This window comes from Pseudomonas reidholzensis, assembly GCF_900536025.1.
Lineage (GTDB): Bacteria > Pseudomonadota > Gammaproteobacteria > Pseudomonadales > Pseudomonadaceae > Aquipseudomonas > Aquipseudomonas reidholzensis.
Window position 1 is genome coordinate 54,932 of record NZ_UNOZ01000008.1, and the last position, 16,075, is coordinate 71,006.

At 67.7% G+C, this 16,075-nt stretch carries 16 protein-coding genes and 1 pseudogene; 8 read left to right on the top strand and 9 right to left on the bottom strand.

Annotated elements, in window-relative coordinates:
* Positions 1–9: 9 nt before the first annotated feature.
* Together CCOS865_RS07205 and CCOS865_RS07210 are read right to left on the bottom strand one after the other, a co-directional pair.
* A complete protein-coding gene (locus CCOS865_RS07205; RefSeq protein ID WP_119139307.1) occupies positions 10–603 on the bottom strand; it encodes an eCIS core domain-containing protein in 594 nt (197 codons plus the stop codon).
* The gene (locus CCOS865_RS07210; protein ID WP_119139309.1) at positions 590–1,153 is read right to left on the bottom strand and encodes a TetR/AcrR family transcriptional regulator; all 564 of its coding nucleotides are present in this window, start codon (positions 1,151–1,153) and stop codon (positions 590–592) included. The genes CCOS865_RS07205 and CCOS865_RS07210 overlap by 14 nt, the downstream gene beginning before the upstream one ends.
* Before the next feature lie 90 nt (positions 1,154–1,243).
* Between CCOS865_RS07210 and CCOS865_RS07215 the strand changes: the two genes are divergently transcribed.
* Positions 1,244–1,975 carry an SDR family oxidoreductase gene (locus CCOS865_RS07215; protein WP_119139390.1) on the top strand — a complete coding sequence of 244 codons (732 nt, stop codon included), beginning with the start codon at positions 1,244–1,246 and terminating at the stop codon, positions 1,973–1,975.
* 28 nt (positions 1,976–2,003) lie between these two features.
* Complete coding sequence (locus CCOS865_RS07220) at positions 2,004–2,594, top strand: 2-hydroxychromene-2-carboxylate isomerase (RefSeq protein ID WP_119139311.1); 591 nt, start codon at positions 2,004–2,006, stop codon at positions 2,592–2,594.
* A 108-nt stretch (positions 2,595–2,702) separates the two neighbouring features.
* On the opposite strand, the pseudogene CCOS865_RS07225 reads toward CCOS865_RS07220, so the two are convergent.
* The 6 genes and pseudogenes from CCOS865_RS07225 to CCOS865_RS07250 form a co-directional block, all read right to left on the bottom strand.
* A pseudogene (locus CCOS865_RS07225) lies at positions 2,703–3,936 on the bottom strand (DUF1835 domain-containing protein).
* A gap of 150 nt (positions 3,937–4,086) precedes the next feature.
* Positions 4,087–4,380: a DUF7693 family protein gene (locus CCOS865_RS07230; RefSeq protein ID WP_425272951.1), complete on the bottom strand. Its 294-nt coding sequence runs from the start codon at positions 4,378–4,380 to the stop codon at positions 4,087–4,089.
* 8 nt (positions 4,381–4,388) lie between these two features.
* A complete protein-coding gene (locus tag CCOS865_RS07235; RefSeq protein ID WP_119139313.1) occupies positions 4,389–4,934 on the bottom strand; it encodes a cupin domain-containing protein in 546 nt (181 codons plus the stop codon).
* A 90-nt stretch (positions 4,935–5,024) separates the two neighbouring features.
* Positions 5,025–6,230 (bottom strand): MFS transporter, encoded by a 1,206-nt coding sequence (locus CCOS865_RS07240; RefSeq protein WP_119139314.1) that lies wholly within the window; start codon positions 6,228–6,230, stop codon positions 5,025–5,027.
* Between the two features lie 88 nt (positions 6,231–6,318).
* On the bottom strand, positions 6,319–6,852 hold the full coding sequence (locus tag CCOS865_RS07245) for a cytochrome b (protein ID WP_119139316.1): 534 nt from the start codon (positions 6,850–6,852) through the stop codon (positions 6,319–6,321).
* Positions 6,849–7,895 (bottom strand): catalase family peroxidase, encoded by a 1,047-nt coding sequence (locus CCOS865_RS07250; RefSeq protein WP_119139318.1) that lies wholly within the window; start codon positions 7,893–7,895, stop codon positions 6,849–6,851. The genes CCOS865_RS07245 and CCOS865_RS07250 overlap by 4 nt, the downstream gene beginning before the upstream one ends.
* A gap of 133 nt (positions 7,896–8,028) precedes the next feature.
* On the opposite strand from CCOS865_RS07250, the gene CCOS865_RS07255 reads away from it, so the two are divergent.
* Positions 8,029–8,550 carry a sigma-70 family RNA polymerase sigma factor gene (locus CCOS865_RS07255; RefSeq protein ID WP_119139320.1) on the top strand — a complete coding sequence of 174 codons (522 nt, stop codon included), beginning with the start codon at positions 8,029–8,031 and terminating at the stop codon, positions 8,548–8,550.
* The gene (locus tag CCOS865_RS07260) at positions 8,547–9,299 is read left to right on the top strand and encodes an anti-sigma factor family protein (RefSeq protein WP_119139322.1); all 753 of its coding nucleotides are present in this window, start codon (positions 8,547–8,549) and stop codon (positions 9,297–9,299) included. Before CCOS865_RS07255 ends, CCOS865_RS07260 begins: the two co-directional genes overlap by 4 nt.
* 280 nt (positions 9,300–9,579) lie before the next feature.
* On the opposite strand, the gene CCOS865_RS07265 is transcribed toward CCOS865_RS07260, so the two are convergent.
* A complete protein-coding gene (locus tag CCOS865_RS07265) occupies positions 9,580–10,239 on the bottom strand; it encodes an HAD family hydrolase (protein ID WP_119139324.1) in 660 nt (219 codons plus the stop codon).
* A gap of 100 nt (positions 10,240–10,339) precedes the next feature.
* Between CCOS865_RS07265 and lexA the strand changes: the two genes are divergently transcribed.
* The 4 genes from lexA to CCOS865_RS07285 are packed head-to-tail and all read left to right on the top strand — an operon-like array spanning position 10,340 to position 16,070.
* Positions 10,340–10,948, top strand: a complete 609-nt coding sequence (lexA, locus tag CCOS865_RS07270) for a transcriptional repressor LexA (RefSeq protein ID WP_119139393.1) — start codon at positions 10,340–10,342, stop codon at positions 10,946–10,948.
* Positions 10,948–11,568, top strand: a complete 621-nt coding sequence (gene imuA, locus CCOS865_RS07275) for a translesion DNA synthesis-associated protein ImuA (protein ID WP_119139326.1) — start codon at positions 10,948–10,950, stop codon at positions 11,566–11,568. Before lexA ends, imuA begins: the two co-directional genes overlap by 1 nt.
* Positions 11,569–11,574: 6 nt before the next feature.
* Complete coding sequence (locus tag CCOS865_RS07280; protein ID WP_119139328.1) at positions 11,575–12,993, top strand: Y-family DNA polymerase; 1,419 nt, start codon at positions 11,575–11,577, stop codon at positions 12,991–12,993.
* Complete coding sequence (locus CCOS865_RS07285; protein WP_119139330.1) at positions 12,990–16,070, top strand: error-prone DNA polymerase; 3,081 nt, start codon at positions 12,990–12,992, stop codon at positions 16,068–16,070. Before CCOS865_RS07280 ends, CCOS865_RS07285 begins: the two co-directional genes overlap by 4 nt.
* Positions 16,071–16,075: the final 5 nt, after the last annotated feature.

A 16,075-nucleotide genomic window follows, 5' to 3' on the forward strand; every position in this document is an offset into this window, starting at 1 on the left:
GTGTGACGGTCAGCGGGCCTGCCCGGACTGCCGTTCGCGCAGCGCCTTGGCCACCTCGGCCTCGATCTTGTAGGCCGGGCCTTCGAGCTCGTCATAGTTGCGGGTATAGCGCCGCGCAAACTCGTCCACCCCCAGCTGCTGGTACTGCTGCACATGCTTGAGTTCATGCGCCCACAGGGCGACGTTGTCTTCGGCGTCCTTGGCATGCCTGAAGATGATCGTGTCGATCAGGGTCACGGCGTTGACGTCGGGGTTCTGCAGCATCGCGTTGGCTGCGCTGATCTGCTGCTCGTCGCCGACCTGGTAGCGCGCCGCGTCGAGCACGGCGAAGTCGTACCAGGTTTCCAGCTGGGCGCGGATATGCAACGGGATCGGCTCGCTGCCCTTGGCCGTGGCCTCGTCGCGGGCCTGCTGGAGGGCGAAGGCAAGGCTGGAGGAGGCCATTCGCTCGACATCCTTGAGGATCTGCCCGCCCTGCCCAGGGTCGATCGGCGCGCAGAAGCAGCCCAGCAGGCACACCTGATACTGCCCAGGCGGGCAGGCGTTTTCGGCCAGGGCAGGGGCGGCCAGCAACAGGCCCAGCAGCAGGCTAGCGCGCTTCATCCAGTACCTTGCCAACGAGATTGCGACTGGCCTGCAGGACCTCGTCCTGGAACGCTTCGCTGGCCAGCATGCGGCCGACCACAAGGGCGCCTACGCACTGGCTGATGAGTGCCCAGGCGAGCGCCGAGTCCTGCAAGGTTTCGGCCCAGGCCGCCTGCAACGCCACCAGCCAATGCTCGGCCAGCTCGCGCACCGGGCGCTCGGCACGGGCGATTTCCACGCCTAACGGTGGCAATGGGCAGCCGCCCTCGATGTTGTGCAGGTGGGCCAGGCTCAGGTACTGCTCCAGGCAGCGAGCCAGGCGCGCGCGGTCGGCGCCGCGTTCGGCCAGGCGTGCCAGCGGGCTGTTGCTCAGCTCTTGCCGGACGATCTCGCTGAACAGGTCGTCCTTGGATGGAAAGTGGTTGTAGAACGCCCCACCGGTCAGGCCAATGGCGTTCATCAGCCCTGCCACGCCGGTACTGGCGAAGCCGCCACGCTTGGCCAGCGCACCGCTGCTGGCGAGCAGCTTGTCTCGCGTCTGTTGCTTGTGGTCGGTGGAGTAGCGCATCCGAAAAACCTCCGCGCGCTGGCTTGACGATAGGGGCGATCATAGCATAGCGTTCGTTTACTAAATGATCGTTCATCAATGGAGGTGGCCGTGACCGAACAACCCAAAGTCGTGCTGGTGATTGGCGCCGGTGATGCTACCGGTGGCGAGATCGCCAAGCGTTTTGCCCGCGAGGGCTATATCGCCTGCGTCACCCGTCGGCAGGCGGAAAAACTCCAGCCGCTGGTGGACGAGATTCACGCCGCCGGTGGCCAGGCCCACGGTTTTGGCTCGGATGCGCGCAACGAGGACGAGGTCGCGGCACTGGTCGAGACCATCGAGCGTGATATCGGCCCTATCGAAGCCTTCGTCTTCAATATCGGCGCCAACGTGCCGTGTAGCATCCTTGACGAGACCCCGCGCAAGTTTTTCAAGATCTGGGAGATGGCTTGCTTTGCCGGCTTCCTCACCGCGCAGGCAGTGGCCAAGCGCATGGTCACTCGTGAACGTGGCACCTTGCTCTTCACCGGGGCCACCGCAGGCACCCGCGGCGCTGCCAATTTTGCCGCGTTCGCCACGGCCAAGCATGGCCTGCGGGCATTGGCCCAGAGCATGGCGCGCGAGCTGGCCCCACGTAACATTCACGTCGCGCATGTGGTGGTGGACGGGGCGATCGACACCGCCTTCATCCGTGACAACTTCCCCGAGCGCTATGCGCTGAAGGACCAGGACGGCATCCTCGACCCGGCGCACATCGCCGACAGCTACTGGTTCCTGCATGCCCAGCCACGGGATGCATGGACATTCGAGCTCGACCTGCGGCCGTGGATCGAACGCTGGTAAGCCCCTTCACCTCTACAAGGATCGAACCATGAGCAAGTGCGTCGAGTTCTTTTTTGACCTGGGCAGCCCGGCGAGCTATCTGGCCTGGACTCAGTTGCCTGGCCTGTGCGCCCGGCGTGGGGCGCGGCTGGAGTACCGGCCGATGCTGTTGGGTGGGGTCTTCCAGGCGACCGGCAATGCGTCGCCGGTAATGGTGCCGGCCAAGGGTAAATACATGTTTGTCGACCTGGAACGGTTCGCCCAGCGTTATGGCGTGCCGTTCGGGCTGCCGCCAGGGTTTCCGATCAATACCCTGGGGTTGATGCGCGGGCTGATCGGCACCCAGTTGCACGCGCCGGAACGCTTCGAGGCGTTGCTGGGGGTGTTGTTCAGGGCGCTTTGGGTTGATCGGCGGAATCTGGGCGATCAGGCGGTGCTCGATGAGACGCTGGACAAGGGCGGCTTTGATCCCGCTCAGTTCCGTGCGCTGGCGGGTATGGCCGAGGTCAAGGAAGCGCTCAAGCAGGTGACGGAGGAGGCCGTGGCGCGCGGTGTGTTTGGCGCGCCGACCTGTTTTGTCGAGGGGCAGATGTTCTTTGGCCAGGATCGGCTGGATTTTGTCGAGCAGGCGTTGGCTTAGCCGTTATGGCCTCATCGCGGGCAAGCCCGCTCCTACAGCTAATTCGCGCGTTTTTGCATGTCAGCGCGGTCCTGTAGGAGCGGGCTTGCCCGCGATGAGGCCACCCCGTCAGCCGCGCCAGACCGGCTGCAGCGCTTCATCCAGCGCCCAATGCGCCTGGCCTGGCACCAAGCGCACGCCACCGACCCAGCGCTCCTGCCCGATCAATTCCAGGCCATACGCTTGCCCCGCCAGCACCCGTTCACCTTCCTCGGTAAGGCTGACAACCCGCTGCGGCCACGCCAGTTGCTGTTCACCTTCGTGAATCAGCGGCCGCTCTGCATCGATCAGTGGCCGCAACAGCGCATGGAACATCAGGTCGCCCAGAAACGGCAGCGGCTCGCGCTGCATCATCAATACGCCAAACGCCTTGCCCATCGGCATCGGCCCCAGGTCGCGAAGAATCTCCAGGCTCAGGCGCTCGGTCAGCGACAGGCCATCGACCACACTGGGCAGCTCCTGCAACTGCCGCAACAGCGCCGGGCCCAGCAGCGGCAGCGCCTCATGGCGCGTGTGTGCCAGCGCCGCAACAGCCTGCGGTGAAGGCGCGCGATAGGCCGCCCATGCAGCGCGGGCCAGCCGCAATATCGCCGCGTCCACCGGCTTGCGCTGCGGCCACAGCCAGGCCAGCACTTCCGGGGCCAACTGGCCAATGCCAATAAAACGCTGCACCCCCCGGCACCCGGTCGATCTCGATCAGGCTGAGGTTGGCCGGCACCGCCTCGAGCCCGGCCAGCACCCGCACCAGAAACAGCTGGTCGTAGGCATCGGCTTCGCACCAGAGCACCCCTGGCATCTGCTGACCGAGCCGGGCCAGGGCGGTGTATTCATCGTCCTGGCGCTGGCGCACCTGCTGCGGCTCGAGGTTGAACGCATGGCTGATGAAGCTGGCGCGCACGGCGCTGTAGCTGGCTTCGTCCAGTGCCGGCACCGGGCCCATGCACAGCGGGTCGGCATACATGCGCAACTGGCCCTTGAAGCCGGCGACTTTCAGGCTGTGCTGGATGTCGTTGCCACAGCGCCAGTGGCAGGTGTCGGGGGTGTCGCTGGCGACGAAATCGGGGTGGGCGAGGGCAAAGGCGAGGGCATCGCAGTGCGCCTTGAGCTTGGGCCAACTGACGAAGCCGAGGTCACGGGCGATCAGGTATTGCGCATCGGCCAGTTGCGCGGGGCGCTGGGCCGAGAGGTTGGGCAGGCGGGCGTCGGGCGCGCCATTGCGCAAGCGGCGCAGCAGCTCTTTGGCGCGTTTACGTTGCTGCTCGAGGTTGAGCCGGCCGTTGTCGGGCAGGTTTTTAACAGACATGCGAACTCCTTGATGAGCCTTGTCCGCTGTCAGGCTGGAGTCGTCATGGGCGATGTTCCAAGCAGGTTCCTGGGCGCAGCCCTTTCCGCGGACGGGAGGCGTCGGAGTACGCCGCCGCAGACTATAGAAGCCTGGCGGCGGCGATTCAAGTCAGGCGTGGGCCAGCAGGCGCTCGAGCTGGGCGCGCTCCCAGATGCTCAGCAGGTCGACCGGGTTGGTGCCGTAGCGCTGCCAGGCATCGGCGGCGGCATCGACCCCTTGCGGGGAGCGGCACTGGACGCACTGCGCGAGGCCTTCGGGGTCCAGCACCAGGGTCAACTGCCAACCGGCGCTGCGCACCTCGACCCGGCCATCGGCGTGGCGCCCGCAGATCGTCAGGGGCTGCACGCCCAGCGCGGCATCGCGCAGGCACTGGTAGACCTCGCGGCTGCTCGGTGCGGGCAGGGCGTCGGTCAGAAGTTGGCCGGGGTATTGGCGCTGATGATCTCGGCCTCGTCCTGGCCGATGTTCTTGAAGCTGTGGGCGAGGGTGGTGGGGATGTAGTAGCCATCGCCCGAGTTGAGCACGCTCACCTGGCCATCGACCCACAGCTCGATGGTGCCACGGGTGACCAGGCCACATTCTTCGCCTTCAGCGTGCACGATCGGTTCGCCGGAGTCGGCGCCTGGCGCGTACAGCTCGCGCAGCATGCGCATCTGCCGGCCTTCGACGCTGGCGCCGACCAGCAGCATGCGCAGGCCGTTGCGGCCCAGGTCAGGCTGGTCGCCGCCACGGAACACGAAGCGCTCTTCGCGCACCGGCTCGTCAAAGCTGAAAAATTCCGCGAGGGACATGGGGATCCCTTCCAGCAGCTTTTTCAAGGAACTGACCGAAGGGCTGACGCGGTTCTGCTCGATCTGCGAAATGGTCGAGTTGGTCAAGCCACTGCGGCGGGCCAGCTCCCGTTGGGAGAGGTTGTTGCGCTCACGCACCAGTTTGAGTCGTGTCCCCGTGTCCATAGCCGCCTTTTTTGGTGAAAGTGTTCTGAGGTGTAAAAAATAATAAGCGACGCATTAAAACACACTCTCGGCGGCAACGCGCTGTGCTTGTCAACGGCGCGCTGCGGCGGGCATTGGCCAGAGTCCGACCAGCAGCAACAGCAGGGCCACGGCCACGAACGGCAGCCGCGGATCGACCGCGTAGACCAGCGTGCCGGCCAACGGCCCGATCACCGCGCCCATGCCCTGGGCGGCGCCGATGGAGCCGGCGGTAGCGCCTTGTTCGGAGGCGTGCATGGCGTTGGCGGCCAGCGCCGAGAAGGCCGGGAAGACAAAGCCCATGCCGCCGGCAGCGATGAAGAACGACGCCCACAGCCACTCTGCGCTGCCGGCCAGCGATGCTGCGGCGAAGCCGATGGCGGAGAGGCTCGCGCCGACCCGGATCATCTTCAGCGGCGGCCACTCCAGGCGGCGCAGCAGCACCTGCGACAGCATCAGTGCCACGCCTACCGTGGTCAGGGCGATACCCGCCGTCTGGGCCGCCTCGGTGGGGGGCAACTGCAGGCGGTCGAGGGCAAAGAAGCCGACGGTGATCTGCGACACGGTCACGCTGAACATCGCACTGAAGGCCACCAGCAACGGCCGGCGCAGGCGTGGGTCGGCGAGGCGCACCGGGTTGGGCGCGTAGGTGTGGGCCAAGGGTTGCGGCTTGAGCTTGAACAACAGCACCAGAAACGCCATCGCCGGCAGCAGCGACATGATCCAGAACGGCAGGCTCAGGCTGTGCCGGGCCAGCAGCGCCGCAACCGCAGGGCCCAGCACCAGGCCGACCGCGTTGGCGGCGCCCAATGAAGCCATCGCCCGCGCGCGGTGCTGCGGCTCGACGTGGTCGGCAACCAGCGCATTAGCGGCCACCGGCAAGGCGGCATAGAACGCACCGATCATGCCGCGTGCGAGCATCAGGCCGAGAAACGCCAACGACGCACCGGGCAGCCAGTGCAGGGCACCTTCGATGAACAGGCACAGCAACCAGTAGGCCAGGGTGAAGCCGGCGCTGCCCAGCAGCAGTACCCGCCGCCGACCATAGCGGTCAGCGGCGCGCCCCCATGGCCGGGCGAGCAGCACCCAGACCACCCCGGCCACGGTCACCGCCGCGCCGGCCTGCCAGGTGGCCAGGCCGAGCAGGCGGGCGATCGGGCCGATCAGGGCGACGAAGGCCATCATCGACATGGTGCAGGCCATGTTCACCAGCAACAGTGGACGCAAATCCAGGGTGCTGGCGGGTTTCAGAGAAGCAGGATCCTTTGCGGCAGTCATGGGGCAGTCCAGGGCAGTACGACGAAAAGAGCGACGATCTTAATAATGATCATTTGCGTATGTCGACCCTTGGGCTGTCAGGCGGTGCTCATTCGCTGCGGCGCAGGGGGCCTGGCCACATGCTCCGCAACACGCCATCGCGGCGCACCCAGGCGTGCATCAATGCCGCGCCCATGTGCACCAGCACGGTGGCGAACAGCAGGTAGCCGGCCCAGCCGTGGGCGGTACGCAGCACGGCGTAGAGCTGCAGGTCGTGGGGCGCGATCGCCGGTAGCTGCAGCGGCCGCGGATAGCCGCCCGCCGAGAGCATTGCCCAGCCCAGCAACGGCATGGCCAGCATCAACGCATACAGCAGCAGGTGCGAGGCGCCCGCCGCCAGGCGCTGGATCGCCGGCAGGTCGGCGGGCAGCGCCGGGTGCGGCAGGCTCAGGCGCAGGGCGATGCGCAGCACCACCAGCACCAGCAGAGCCAGGCCAGTGGCCTTGTGCAGCTCGACCAGCAGCGGGTGGCGCAGCGACAGGTCGCTGACCATGCTCACGCCGATGAACAGCATGGCCACGATGAGTACGGCCATCAGCCAGTGCAGCAGGCGCGCCAGGGGGTGGAAGGCAGTCGGTTTCATGGGCGGGCTCCTGTGTGCAGCGACTCGCGGCTGCGGCGGTTGAAGGACTCCGAGTAGGCCGCCGAACGGGCAGCGAGGATCGGGTCGGCGGACGGTTCGATGCCGTTGGGCAGGATCAGCGGGTCGAAGTTGAGGTCACGGCAGGCGCCTTGCTCGGGTGCCTCGACGCTGTCGAGGACCAGCGTGCCGGCATCGATGCTGCGCCGCTCCGCCGGCCACTGGCGTGCCGGGTCGTCGATCGGGTCGCCCGGCTCGGCCAGGACCAGGCGCAGGGTCCAGCGCAGCGGGCCTTGTTGCAGGCGGCGTTGCAGGTCGTGCTGCAGGTAGCGATTGTCGTCGACCTGGGCGGGCAGGGCGCTGAACGGTGTCTGCGGCTCGACCTGCCAGCGCACGGGATGCGCGTTGCCGGCGGCGTCGATCAGGCGAAAGGCGTTGATGCTGTGGTAGGACGTGCTGGCGAAACTGTCGCTGGGTTTGTAGGCGCCTGCCCACTGGCGAAACGCCGCGCTTTCCGGGTGGGCGGCGAAAAACGCCTGCATCCGCGCCGGATCCGCCTTGCCGGTGGCCGGGTCGGGGGTCATCGCCAGGACCTGCTGGTAGAACGCCTCGGGAGTGCTGATGGCGAGCACCGGCGGGTTGTTCATGCCGGTACGCCAGACCTGGCCATCGTCGCTGGACAGCTGCAGGGCCAGGCTGCGCACCGGCACCCCGGTGTCTGGGGTGGACGGGTTGGCGCCGCCGATGGCGAAGCGGCCGATCACCGCGACCCGCGGCTGCTGGAACACCCGCGCGGTAGACAGCTCTGCGGCCAGCCCGCTGCTCTCGAAGTAGCCGCTGACGCACAGGCCCTTGGCGTGGTTCTTGCGATAGCCCGGGTGGTGGCCGGCCTGCGCCTCGAAGGTGTCGATGATGCGCTGCGGGGTCAGTGCCGGGGTGCCGATCCAGCCGGCGGCATAGGCGAAGCCGGCACCGACGGCCAGCAGGCCGGCGCCGATCGCGGCCAGGCGCCAGGCCTTGGCGGGGCCGTGCAGGGGAGTGTTCATGGTGGAGGTCCGGGTCAGTGAATGTGCGAGTACGACGCAGCCGGGCGAAACTTATTCCACAGGAGATGGAATAGATTTCGTGACCACGCGTCTGCCCCTTACACTGACTGCCCATGGGGGCCGGAACCTGACCATGCACGACTTGGATGAACAGCAGTGGCGCGAGCTGCTTCAGCGCTTGCGCCGCTTCGCCCTGTGGCTGACCCGCGAGCCGGGGAGCGCCGACGATCTGGTCCAAGGCACCGTCGAGCGTGCACTCAGCCGCCGTGACCAGCAGCGCGAGGCCGACGCCTTGCGGGCCTGGCTGTTCACCATCCTTTATCGGCTGTTTCTCGACGGCAAGCGCCGCGACCGCCTGCACTCGCGTTGGCTGGCGTGGTTCAGCGGTGCCCACGACAGCGGCGAAGCGGTCGGCGACAACACAGAGAGCATCATCCTCGCCCAGGCCGACCTGCAGGCCTTTGCCCGCTTGTCGGCAGAGCAGCGCGCCTTGCTGTTGCTGGTCAGCGTCGAGGGCCTGAGTTACAAGGAAGCCGCCCAGACCCTGGGTATTCCCATCGGCACGGTGATGTCGCGCTTGTCGCGGGCGCGTGCCGCATTGCGTGAACTGACCGAGGGCAGCCCGCCGCCCCCGGCCTTGCGGAGACTGAAATGACACGCCTGATCCCTACCGAGCATGAGTTGCATGCCTACGTCGACGAGCGCCTGGAGCCTGCCCGGCGGGCCGAGGTGCAGGCGTGGCTGGCGGCCAATCCGCACGAGGCGGCGCGCATCGAGGCGTGGCGCAACGATGCCCGGCGGCTGCGCACGGCGCTGGCCGGGCTGGGCGACCTGGGGGGCGGGCCACAACTCGACCTCGGCCAGGTGCGCCGGCGCTTGCGCCAGCGTCGGCAACGGCGCCTGGCCACGGCGGCGGTGTTGCTGCTGACGCTGGGCGTCGGTGGGCTTGGCGGCTGGCAGGCGCGGCAGGTCACCCTGGTCGCCAGCGACCTGCCGATGGCCGATGCCGTGCAGGCGCACCGGATGTTCGTCGCGGCCACCCCGCTGGACATCCAGGCCAGCGATCCGGTTCAGTTGCAGGCGTGGCTGGGCCGCCATTTCAACCGCGTCGGCCAATTGCCGGACCTCGCGGGCTTCGGCTTTCAGCCGGTCGGCGCACGGCTGCTGAGCAATGAACAGGGCCCGGCGGCGCTGCTGGTGTTCCAGGACGGCCAGGGTGAGCGGATCAGTCTGTTCCTGCGCCTGCCCGGTGAGCGCTTTGAAAAAATGCCCAGTGGCCAACGCACCGATGGCCAGCTCGAGGCGCGCTACTGGTCGCATGGCGCCTACAACTTCGCGCTGGTCAGCGCGGCGGACGATCAGCGCAGCGAGTCGCTGCGTCGGGTGCTGGGCGTGAGCCTCTAGGCCTGCGTTCAGTCATGACAGCAATGCGCCGGGCTCGCCGGCTCCCACGCAGTCGTGTTAACGCCCGGATTCCGGAGGCTTCAACACAATCCTGTGTGGGGGCTTGCACCAATGCCGTTCAGTTAAGGAGTTGTTGCCTGTATTGGGGCCGCTTTGCGGCCCATCGCGACACAAGGCCGCTCCCACAGTATCCGCGCATGCCCTGTAAAGATGGGCATGACGCGGTCGGCGTGGGAGCGGCCTTGTGTCGCGAAAGGGGCGCGCAGCGGCCCCAGGATGTTCAGCCTTGCATCGCTTCGATCAACGCCCACAGTCGTGGGTCATTGAAGTCGTCGATCACCAACTGCGCCCCAGCCGCCATCAAGCGCTCTGGCGTCTGAGTGGTCGCGATGCCCACGGTATAGATCCCCGCACCACTGGCGGCTTTCACCCCAGGCAGCGAGTCCTCGAACGCCAGCGCTTGCGCCGCCTCGGTGCCCAGGCGCTGCAAGCCGGTGAGGTACGGCAGCGGGTCGGGCTTGGGCCGGGCCAGCTCGTCCGAGACCAGCACATGCTCGAAGCGTTGCTCCAGGCCCATGGCCGCCAGCATGTGCTCGGCGTTCAGGCGTGGCGCGTTGGTCACCACGCACATGCCGATGCCCTGCGCCTGGCCATGCTCGAGCAGACGCAGCAAACCGGGCAGGGGCTGCAGGTGCGGCGACATCTCGCGGAACAACGCCTCCTTGCGCTCGGCCAGTGCCTGGCATTGCTCGGCACTGGCCGCCGGGAACAGCTCGGCGAACAGTTCGCCGTTGGAACGCCCGCTGACCTGGGCATCGAACTGCGCCTGGCTGAGCTGGCGCCCGTCATAGGCGTGGAGCAACTGGCGGAAGGCCTCCAGGTGCAGGGTGTCGGTGTCGGTGAGGGTTCCGTCGAGGTCGAACAGCAGGGCAGTCAGCATCAGGTATCCAGAGGCGAAAACGTCAATCCTCGGCATGATAGACAATCCGACGACGAAGGGGGCTGTTCAGTGTGCACGGAAAAGAGTACAAATGTGCTCCATGGATAATATGACTCCCAAACGCCGCGCCATCCTCGCCTTCATCCGCGAACGCATCACCGAGCACGCCCAGCCGCCAAGCCTGGCGGATATCGCCGAGCGTTTCGGGTTTGCCTCGCGCAGCGTGGCGCGCAAGCACATCACTGCCCTGTGCCAGGGCGGCTACATCGAGGTCACGCCCAACCAGGCGCGGGGTATCCGCCTGGCCGAGCCTTTGCGCCGCCCGGAAATCCTCGAGCTGCCGGTGCTGGGCCAAGTGGCTGCCGGTGCGCCGATCGGCCCTGACCTGGATATCCACGAACAGTTGCTGCTCGACCCGAGCCTGTTTCGTCGTACCCCTGACTACCTGCTCAAGGTGCGCGGTGAGTCGATGGTCGACGACGGTATTTTCGACGGCGACCTGGTCGGCATCCTTCAGCAGGGCGATGCCCGGGATGGCCAGATCGTGGTTGCCCGGCTGGATGGCGAGGTGACCATCAAGCGCCTGCAACGCACCCCCGAGGGCTTTCGCCTGGTGCCGCGCAACCCGGCCTATGCGCCAATCGAGGTGGGGCCGGAGCGCGAGTTCTTTATCGAAGGGGTCTTCTGCGGCCTGCTGAGGCGTGACTGATGGGCGCGGTGGTCGACCTCGATGGCCTGCTCGATCAGCGCCGGGTCTGGCGAGGCCGGCAAACCCAGGCGCGCCCGCTGGGCCTGCAGCCCACCGGGCATGCGCACCTGGACCATCGCTTGCCTGAAGGCGGCTGGCCGGCTGCAGCGCTCAGTGAGTTGCTGCTGGCGAGCCCCGGCTGTGGCGAATTGCACTTGCTCTGGCCGACCCTCGCGCGCCTCACCGCCGAAGGCGGGCGGGTGGTGCTGGTGGCGCCGCCGTTCATTCCCTACGCACCCGCCTGGCAGGCGGCGGGGGTCGACCTGCGTTGGCTGGTGCAAGTCGAAGCCGACCCCAGCGAGGCCTTGTGGGCCGCCGAGCAATGCCTGCGTTCTGGCAGTTGCGCGGCGGTGCTGTGCTGGCCGCAGCGGGCCGACGACCGCGCCTTGCGCCGCTTGCAGGTGGCCGCTGAAACCGGCCAGACCCTGGCCTTTGCCTGCCGACCGCAGCAGGCCGCTTCCAACCCTTCACCGGCCGCACTGCGCATCGCTATCGACACCCGCCCGGTGCAGTGGCGGGTGCTCAAGTGTCGCGGCGGGATGCCACCGGCCGCGCCTATCGCCAGCCCGGGCCGAGGCTAGTGCACCATGCTCTGGGCCTGCATCGTATTCCCCCAGTTGGCGCTGGATTGCGTCCTGCGTGAGCGTGACGACGTCGATACCCCGCTGGTGTTGATCGGCGGCCCGAGCCAGCGGCGGGTGCTGCAATCGGTCAACCCGGCGGCTGCCAACCTGGGCTTGAGGGCAGGGCAGACACTCACCGCCGCGCGTGCCTTGGCCGACGGCTTTACCTGTGTCGAGGCCGACCCGGTGCGGGCCGCGCAGGTCGAGCAATTGCTGGCTGCCTGGGCCTACCGCTTCAGCGCTCAAGTCAGCCTGCACTACCCGCGCGCGTTGCTCATCGAAGTTGGCTCCAGCCTGCAACTGTTCGGCCCCTGGCCGCTGTTCGAGGCGCGCTTGCGTGCGGAGCTGGATGCCTTGGGCCTGCGTCAGCGGATCGTCGTCGCCAGCAACCCAGTGGCGGCACGCATGCTGGCCAACGCGCATGACGGCTTGGCCGTGACCACTGCCGAGGACACCCGCGCCGCGATGTTGAACCTGCCGATTGGCAAGGTCGGCTTGCCCAAGGAGGCCGCCGAGGCGTTCGCCCGCATGGGCCTGCGCACCCTCGGCGAAGTGCTGGGCCTGCCGCGCGAGGCCTTGGCCCGACGCTTTGCCGCCGGGGTGCAACTGCACCTGGACCAGTTGCTGGGGTTGCGCACCTTGGGCCTGACCTTCTATCTGCCGCCGGACCGCTTCGAAACCCGCCTGGAGCTGAATTTCGACGTCGAGTCGCATCAGGCCTTGCTGTTCCCTCTGCGGCGGATGATCAACGACCTCGCGGCGTTTCTGGCCGGGCGCGACTGTGGGGTGCAGCGCTTTGAGCTGCTCCTGGAGCACGTCGAAGGGCCGGACACGCGGATCCCGGTCGGCCTGCTGGCTGCCGAGCGCGATGCTGGCCTGCTGTTCGAACTGGCCCGCGGCCGACTGGAGCCACTGCGCATCGCCGCGCCCGTGCGTACCCTGCGCCTGCTGGCCGAAGACCTGCCGCCGTTCGTCCCGCAGCACCAGGCGCTGTTCGACCCCCGGGCCCAGCAGGCCCAGCCTTGGGAGCAACTGCGCGAGCGCCTGCGGGCGCGCTTGGGTGACGAGGCGGTGCAGGGTGTGCGCGCCGAGGCCGACCACCGCCCCGAGTGCGCCTGGCAATTGGCCGAGCAGGGCCTTAGCAGCCCCCTGCAGATGCCCCCAGGCAGCCGTCCGGGCTGGCTGCTGGCCGCCCCGCAGCGGCTGCCGGACGGTGGCGTGCTGCGCGTGAGCGACGCCGAACGGATCGAGTCCGGCTGGTGGGACGGTGGCGACGTGCGCCGCGACTACTACCGCATCGAGACCCGCGAGGGCCTGCGCGGCTGGGCCTACCAGGACCTCGCCGCGCCTGGGCCGTTGTGGCTGCAGGGCTGGTTCGCATGAGCACCCAGGCCTACGCCGAGCTGCACTGCCTGTCGAACTTCAGCTTCCAGCGCGGTGCCTCCAGTGCCGACGAGCTGTTCCGGCGTGCGCGTGAGCAGGGCTACCAAGCCTTGGCGATCACCGATGAATGCACCCTGGCAGGTATCGTGCGTGCCTGGCAGGCGGCCAGGGAGCATCAGCTGCGGCTGATCGTGGGCAGTGAAGTGCGGGTGCAGGATGGCCCCAAGCTGGTCTTGCTGGCCGAGGACCTCGGCGGTTACCAGAACCTCTGCGCGCTGATCACCCGCGCACGGCGGCGTGCGCAGAAGGGCGAGTACCAGGTGCTGGCCGAAGACCTGCAAGCCCACTGCCAGGGCTTGCAGGCGTTGTGGATCCCGGACGACCTGACGGACCCGCAGCCAGGCCAATGGCTGCAGCAGGTGTTTGCCGAGCGCCTGTGGCTGGCGGCCCACCTGCACCGTGGCAGCGATGACGGCCGCCGGCTGCTGCAGTTGCGTGCACTCGCCAGCCAGCTGGGCATCCGCGTCGTGGCCTGTGGCGATGTGCACATGCACAGCCGCGGCCGCCGCGCCTTGCAAGACTGCATGACCGCCGTGCGTCAGCATTGCAGCGTCGCCGAGGCCGGCCGCTACCTCTACCCCAACGGCGAACGCCACCTGCGCAGCCTTACGCAACTCGCCGAGCTGTATCCGCCCGAGTGGCTGGCCGAGAGCCTGCTGATTGCCCAGCGCTGCCGTTTCGACCTGAGCGAACTCAAGTATCAGTACCCGCGCGAACTGGTCCCGGCCGGGCAGACCCCGGCCAGCTGGCTGCGCCATTTGTGCCAGCAAGGCTTGCCCAGGCGCTGGCCACAGGGTGCCAGCGCCGAGGTCCATGCGGTGCTCGACAAGGAACTGGCACTGATCGAAGAACTCGGCTACGAGAGTTATTTTCTCACCGTGCACGACATCGTCGACTTTGCCCGCAAGCAAGCCATCCTCTGCCAGGGACGCGGTTCGGCGGCCAACTCGGTGGTGTGCTTCGTGCTGGGCATCACCGAACTCGACCCCATGGAGCACCACCTGCTGTTCGAGCGCTTCCTGTCGCGCGAGCGCAATGAGCCGCCCGACATCGACGTCGACTTCGAGCATGACCGTCGCGAGGAGGTGATCCAGTACGTGTTTCGCCGATACGGCCGCCACCGTGCGGCGCTGACTGCGGTGGTCAGCACCTACCATGCCGCCGGCGCGGTGCGTGATGTCGCCCGGGTACTGGGCCTGCCCGCCGACCAGGTCGACGCGCTGGCCAAGTGCTGTGGCCGCTGGAGTGACCGCATCCCCGACGGGCAGCGCCTGGCCGAGGCCGGTTTCGAGGCGCACAGCCCGTCACTGCGGCGCATCCTGGTGTTGGCCGGTGAGCTGATCGGGTTCCCTCGGCACCTGTCGCAACACCCCGGCGGCTTCGTCATTTGCGAGCAACCCCTGGACCAGTTGGTGCCGGTGGAAAATGCCGCGATGGCCGACCGCACGGTGATCCAGTGGGACAAGGACGACCTCGACCTGGTCGGCCTGCTCAAGGTCGATGTGCTCGCGCTGGGCATGCTCAGCGCCTTGCGTCGCTGCTTCGACCTGATTGCCCTGCATCGCGGGCGCCAACTGAGCCTGGCGACTATTCCCAGCGAGGACCCGGCCACTTACGCGATGATCAGCCGCGCCGAAACCATGGGCGTGTTCCAGATCGAATCCCGCGCGCAGATGGCCATGTTGCCCCGGCTCAAGCCGCAGACCTTCTACGACCTGGTGATCGAGGTGGCGATCGTCCGCCCCGGGCCGATCCAGGGCGACATGGTCCACCCGTACCTGCGCCGGCGGCTCGGGCAGGAACCGGTGACCTATCCCTCGCCCGCATTGGAAGCCGTGTTCAAGCGCACCTTGGGCGTGCCGTTGTTTCAGGAACAGGTGATGGAGCTGGCGATGGTCGCGGCCGACTACAGCCCCGGCGAAGCCGACCAGTTGCGCCGCAGCATGGCCGCCTGGAAGCGCCATGGTGGCCTCGAACCACACCGTCAGCGGCTGCTCGAGGGCATGCAACGCAATGGCTACGAGTCGGCCTTTGCCGAGCGTATCTTCGAGCAGATCAAGGGCTTTGGCAGCTATGGCTTCCCCGAGTCGCACGCCGCCAGCTTCGCCTTGTTGTGCTATGCCAGCAGCTGGCTGAAGTGCCACGAACCGGCGATTTTCACCTGCGCGCTGGTCAACAGCTGGCCGATGGGGTTCTACAGCCCTGACCAGTTGCTGCAAGAGGCCCGGCGCCAGGGCATCGAGGTGCGCCCGGTGGATGTTCTGCACAGTGACTGGGACTGCACCCTGGAGCCGTTGGGGCAGGGCGTCCTGGCGATTCGTCTGGGGCTGCGGCAGATCCGTGGCTTTGCCGAGGCGGACGCCCGGCGGTTGGCGCAGGCGCGGGCGCAGCGCCCCTGGCGTGATGTCGAGGACCTGTGCCTGCGGGCCGGGCTCGACAGCCGTGCCCGTGCGCGGCTGGCGGACGCCGGTGCCTTGCGCGCCTTGGCCAGTGACCGTCATCAGGCGCGCTGGCTGGTGGCGGCGGTGCAGGCACAGTTGCCGTTGTTCGCTGAGGTGATGGCGGCGCCGGAACAGGCAGTCGCGCTGCCGGTGCCGACGGTGGGCGAAGACCTGGTGGCCGACTACGACACCCTCGGCACCACGCTCGGGCCGCATCCGCTCAGCCTCCTGCGCACGCGACTGCGGGCTTTAGGCTGTCGCAGTTCGAGTGAGCTGGCCGGGGTCGAGCATGGCGACAGTATTGCCGTGGCGGGGTTGGTGGTCGGTCGGCAGCGGCCACAGACGGCCAGCGGGGTGACCTTTGTCACCCTCGAGGACGAGGCGGGGATGGTCAACGTCGTGGTCTGGCGCGAGTTGGCCGAGCGCCAGCGGCGGGCGCTGGTCGGCGCGCAGCTGCTCAAGGTGAGTGGCCGGCTGGAGCAGGAAAACGGCGTCAGGCACCTGATCGCCAGGCGCCTGGAGGATGTCAGCCCCTTGCTGCAGGGGCTGGATGTGCGCAGCCGGGACTTTCACTAGCCGAG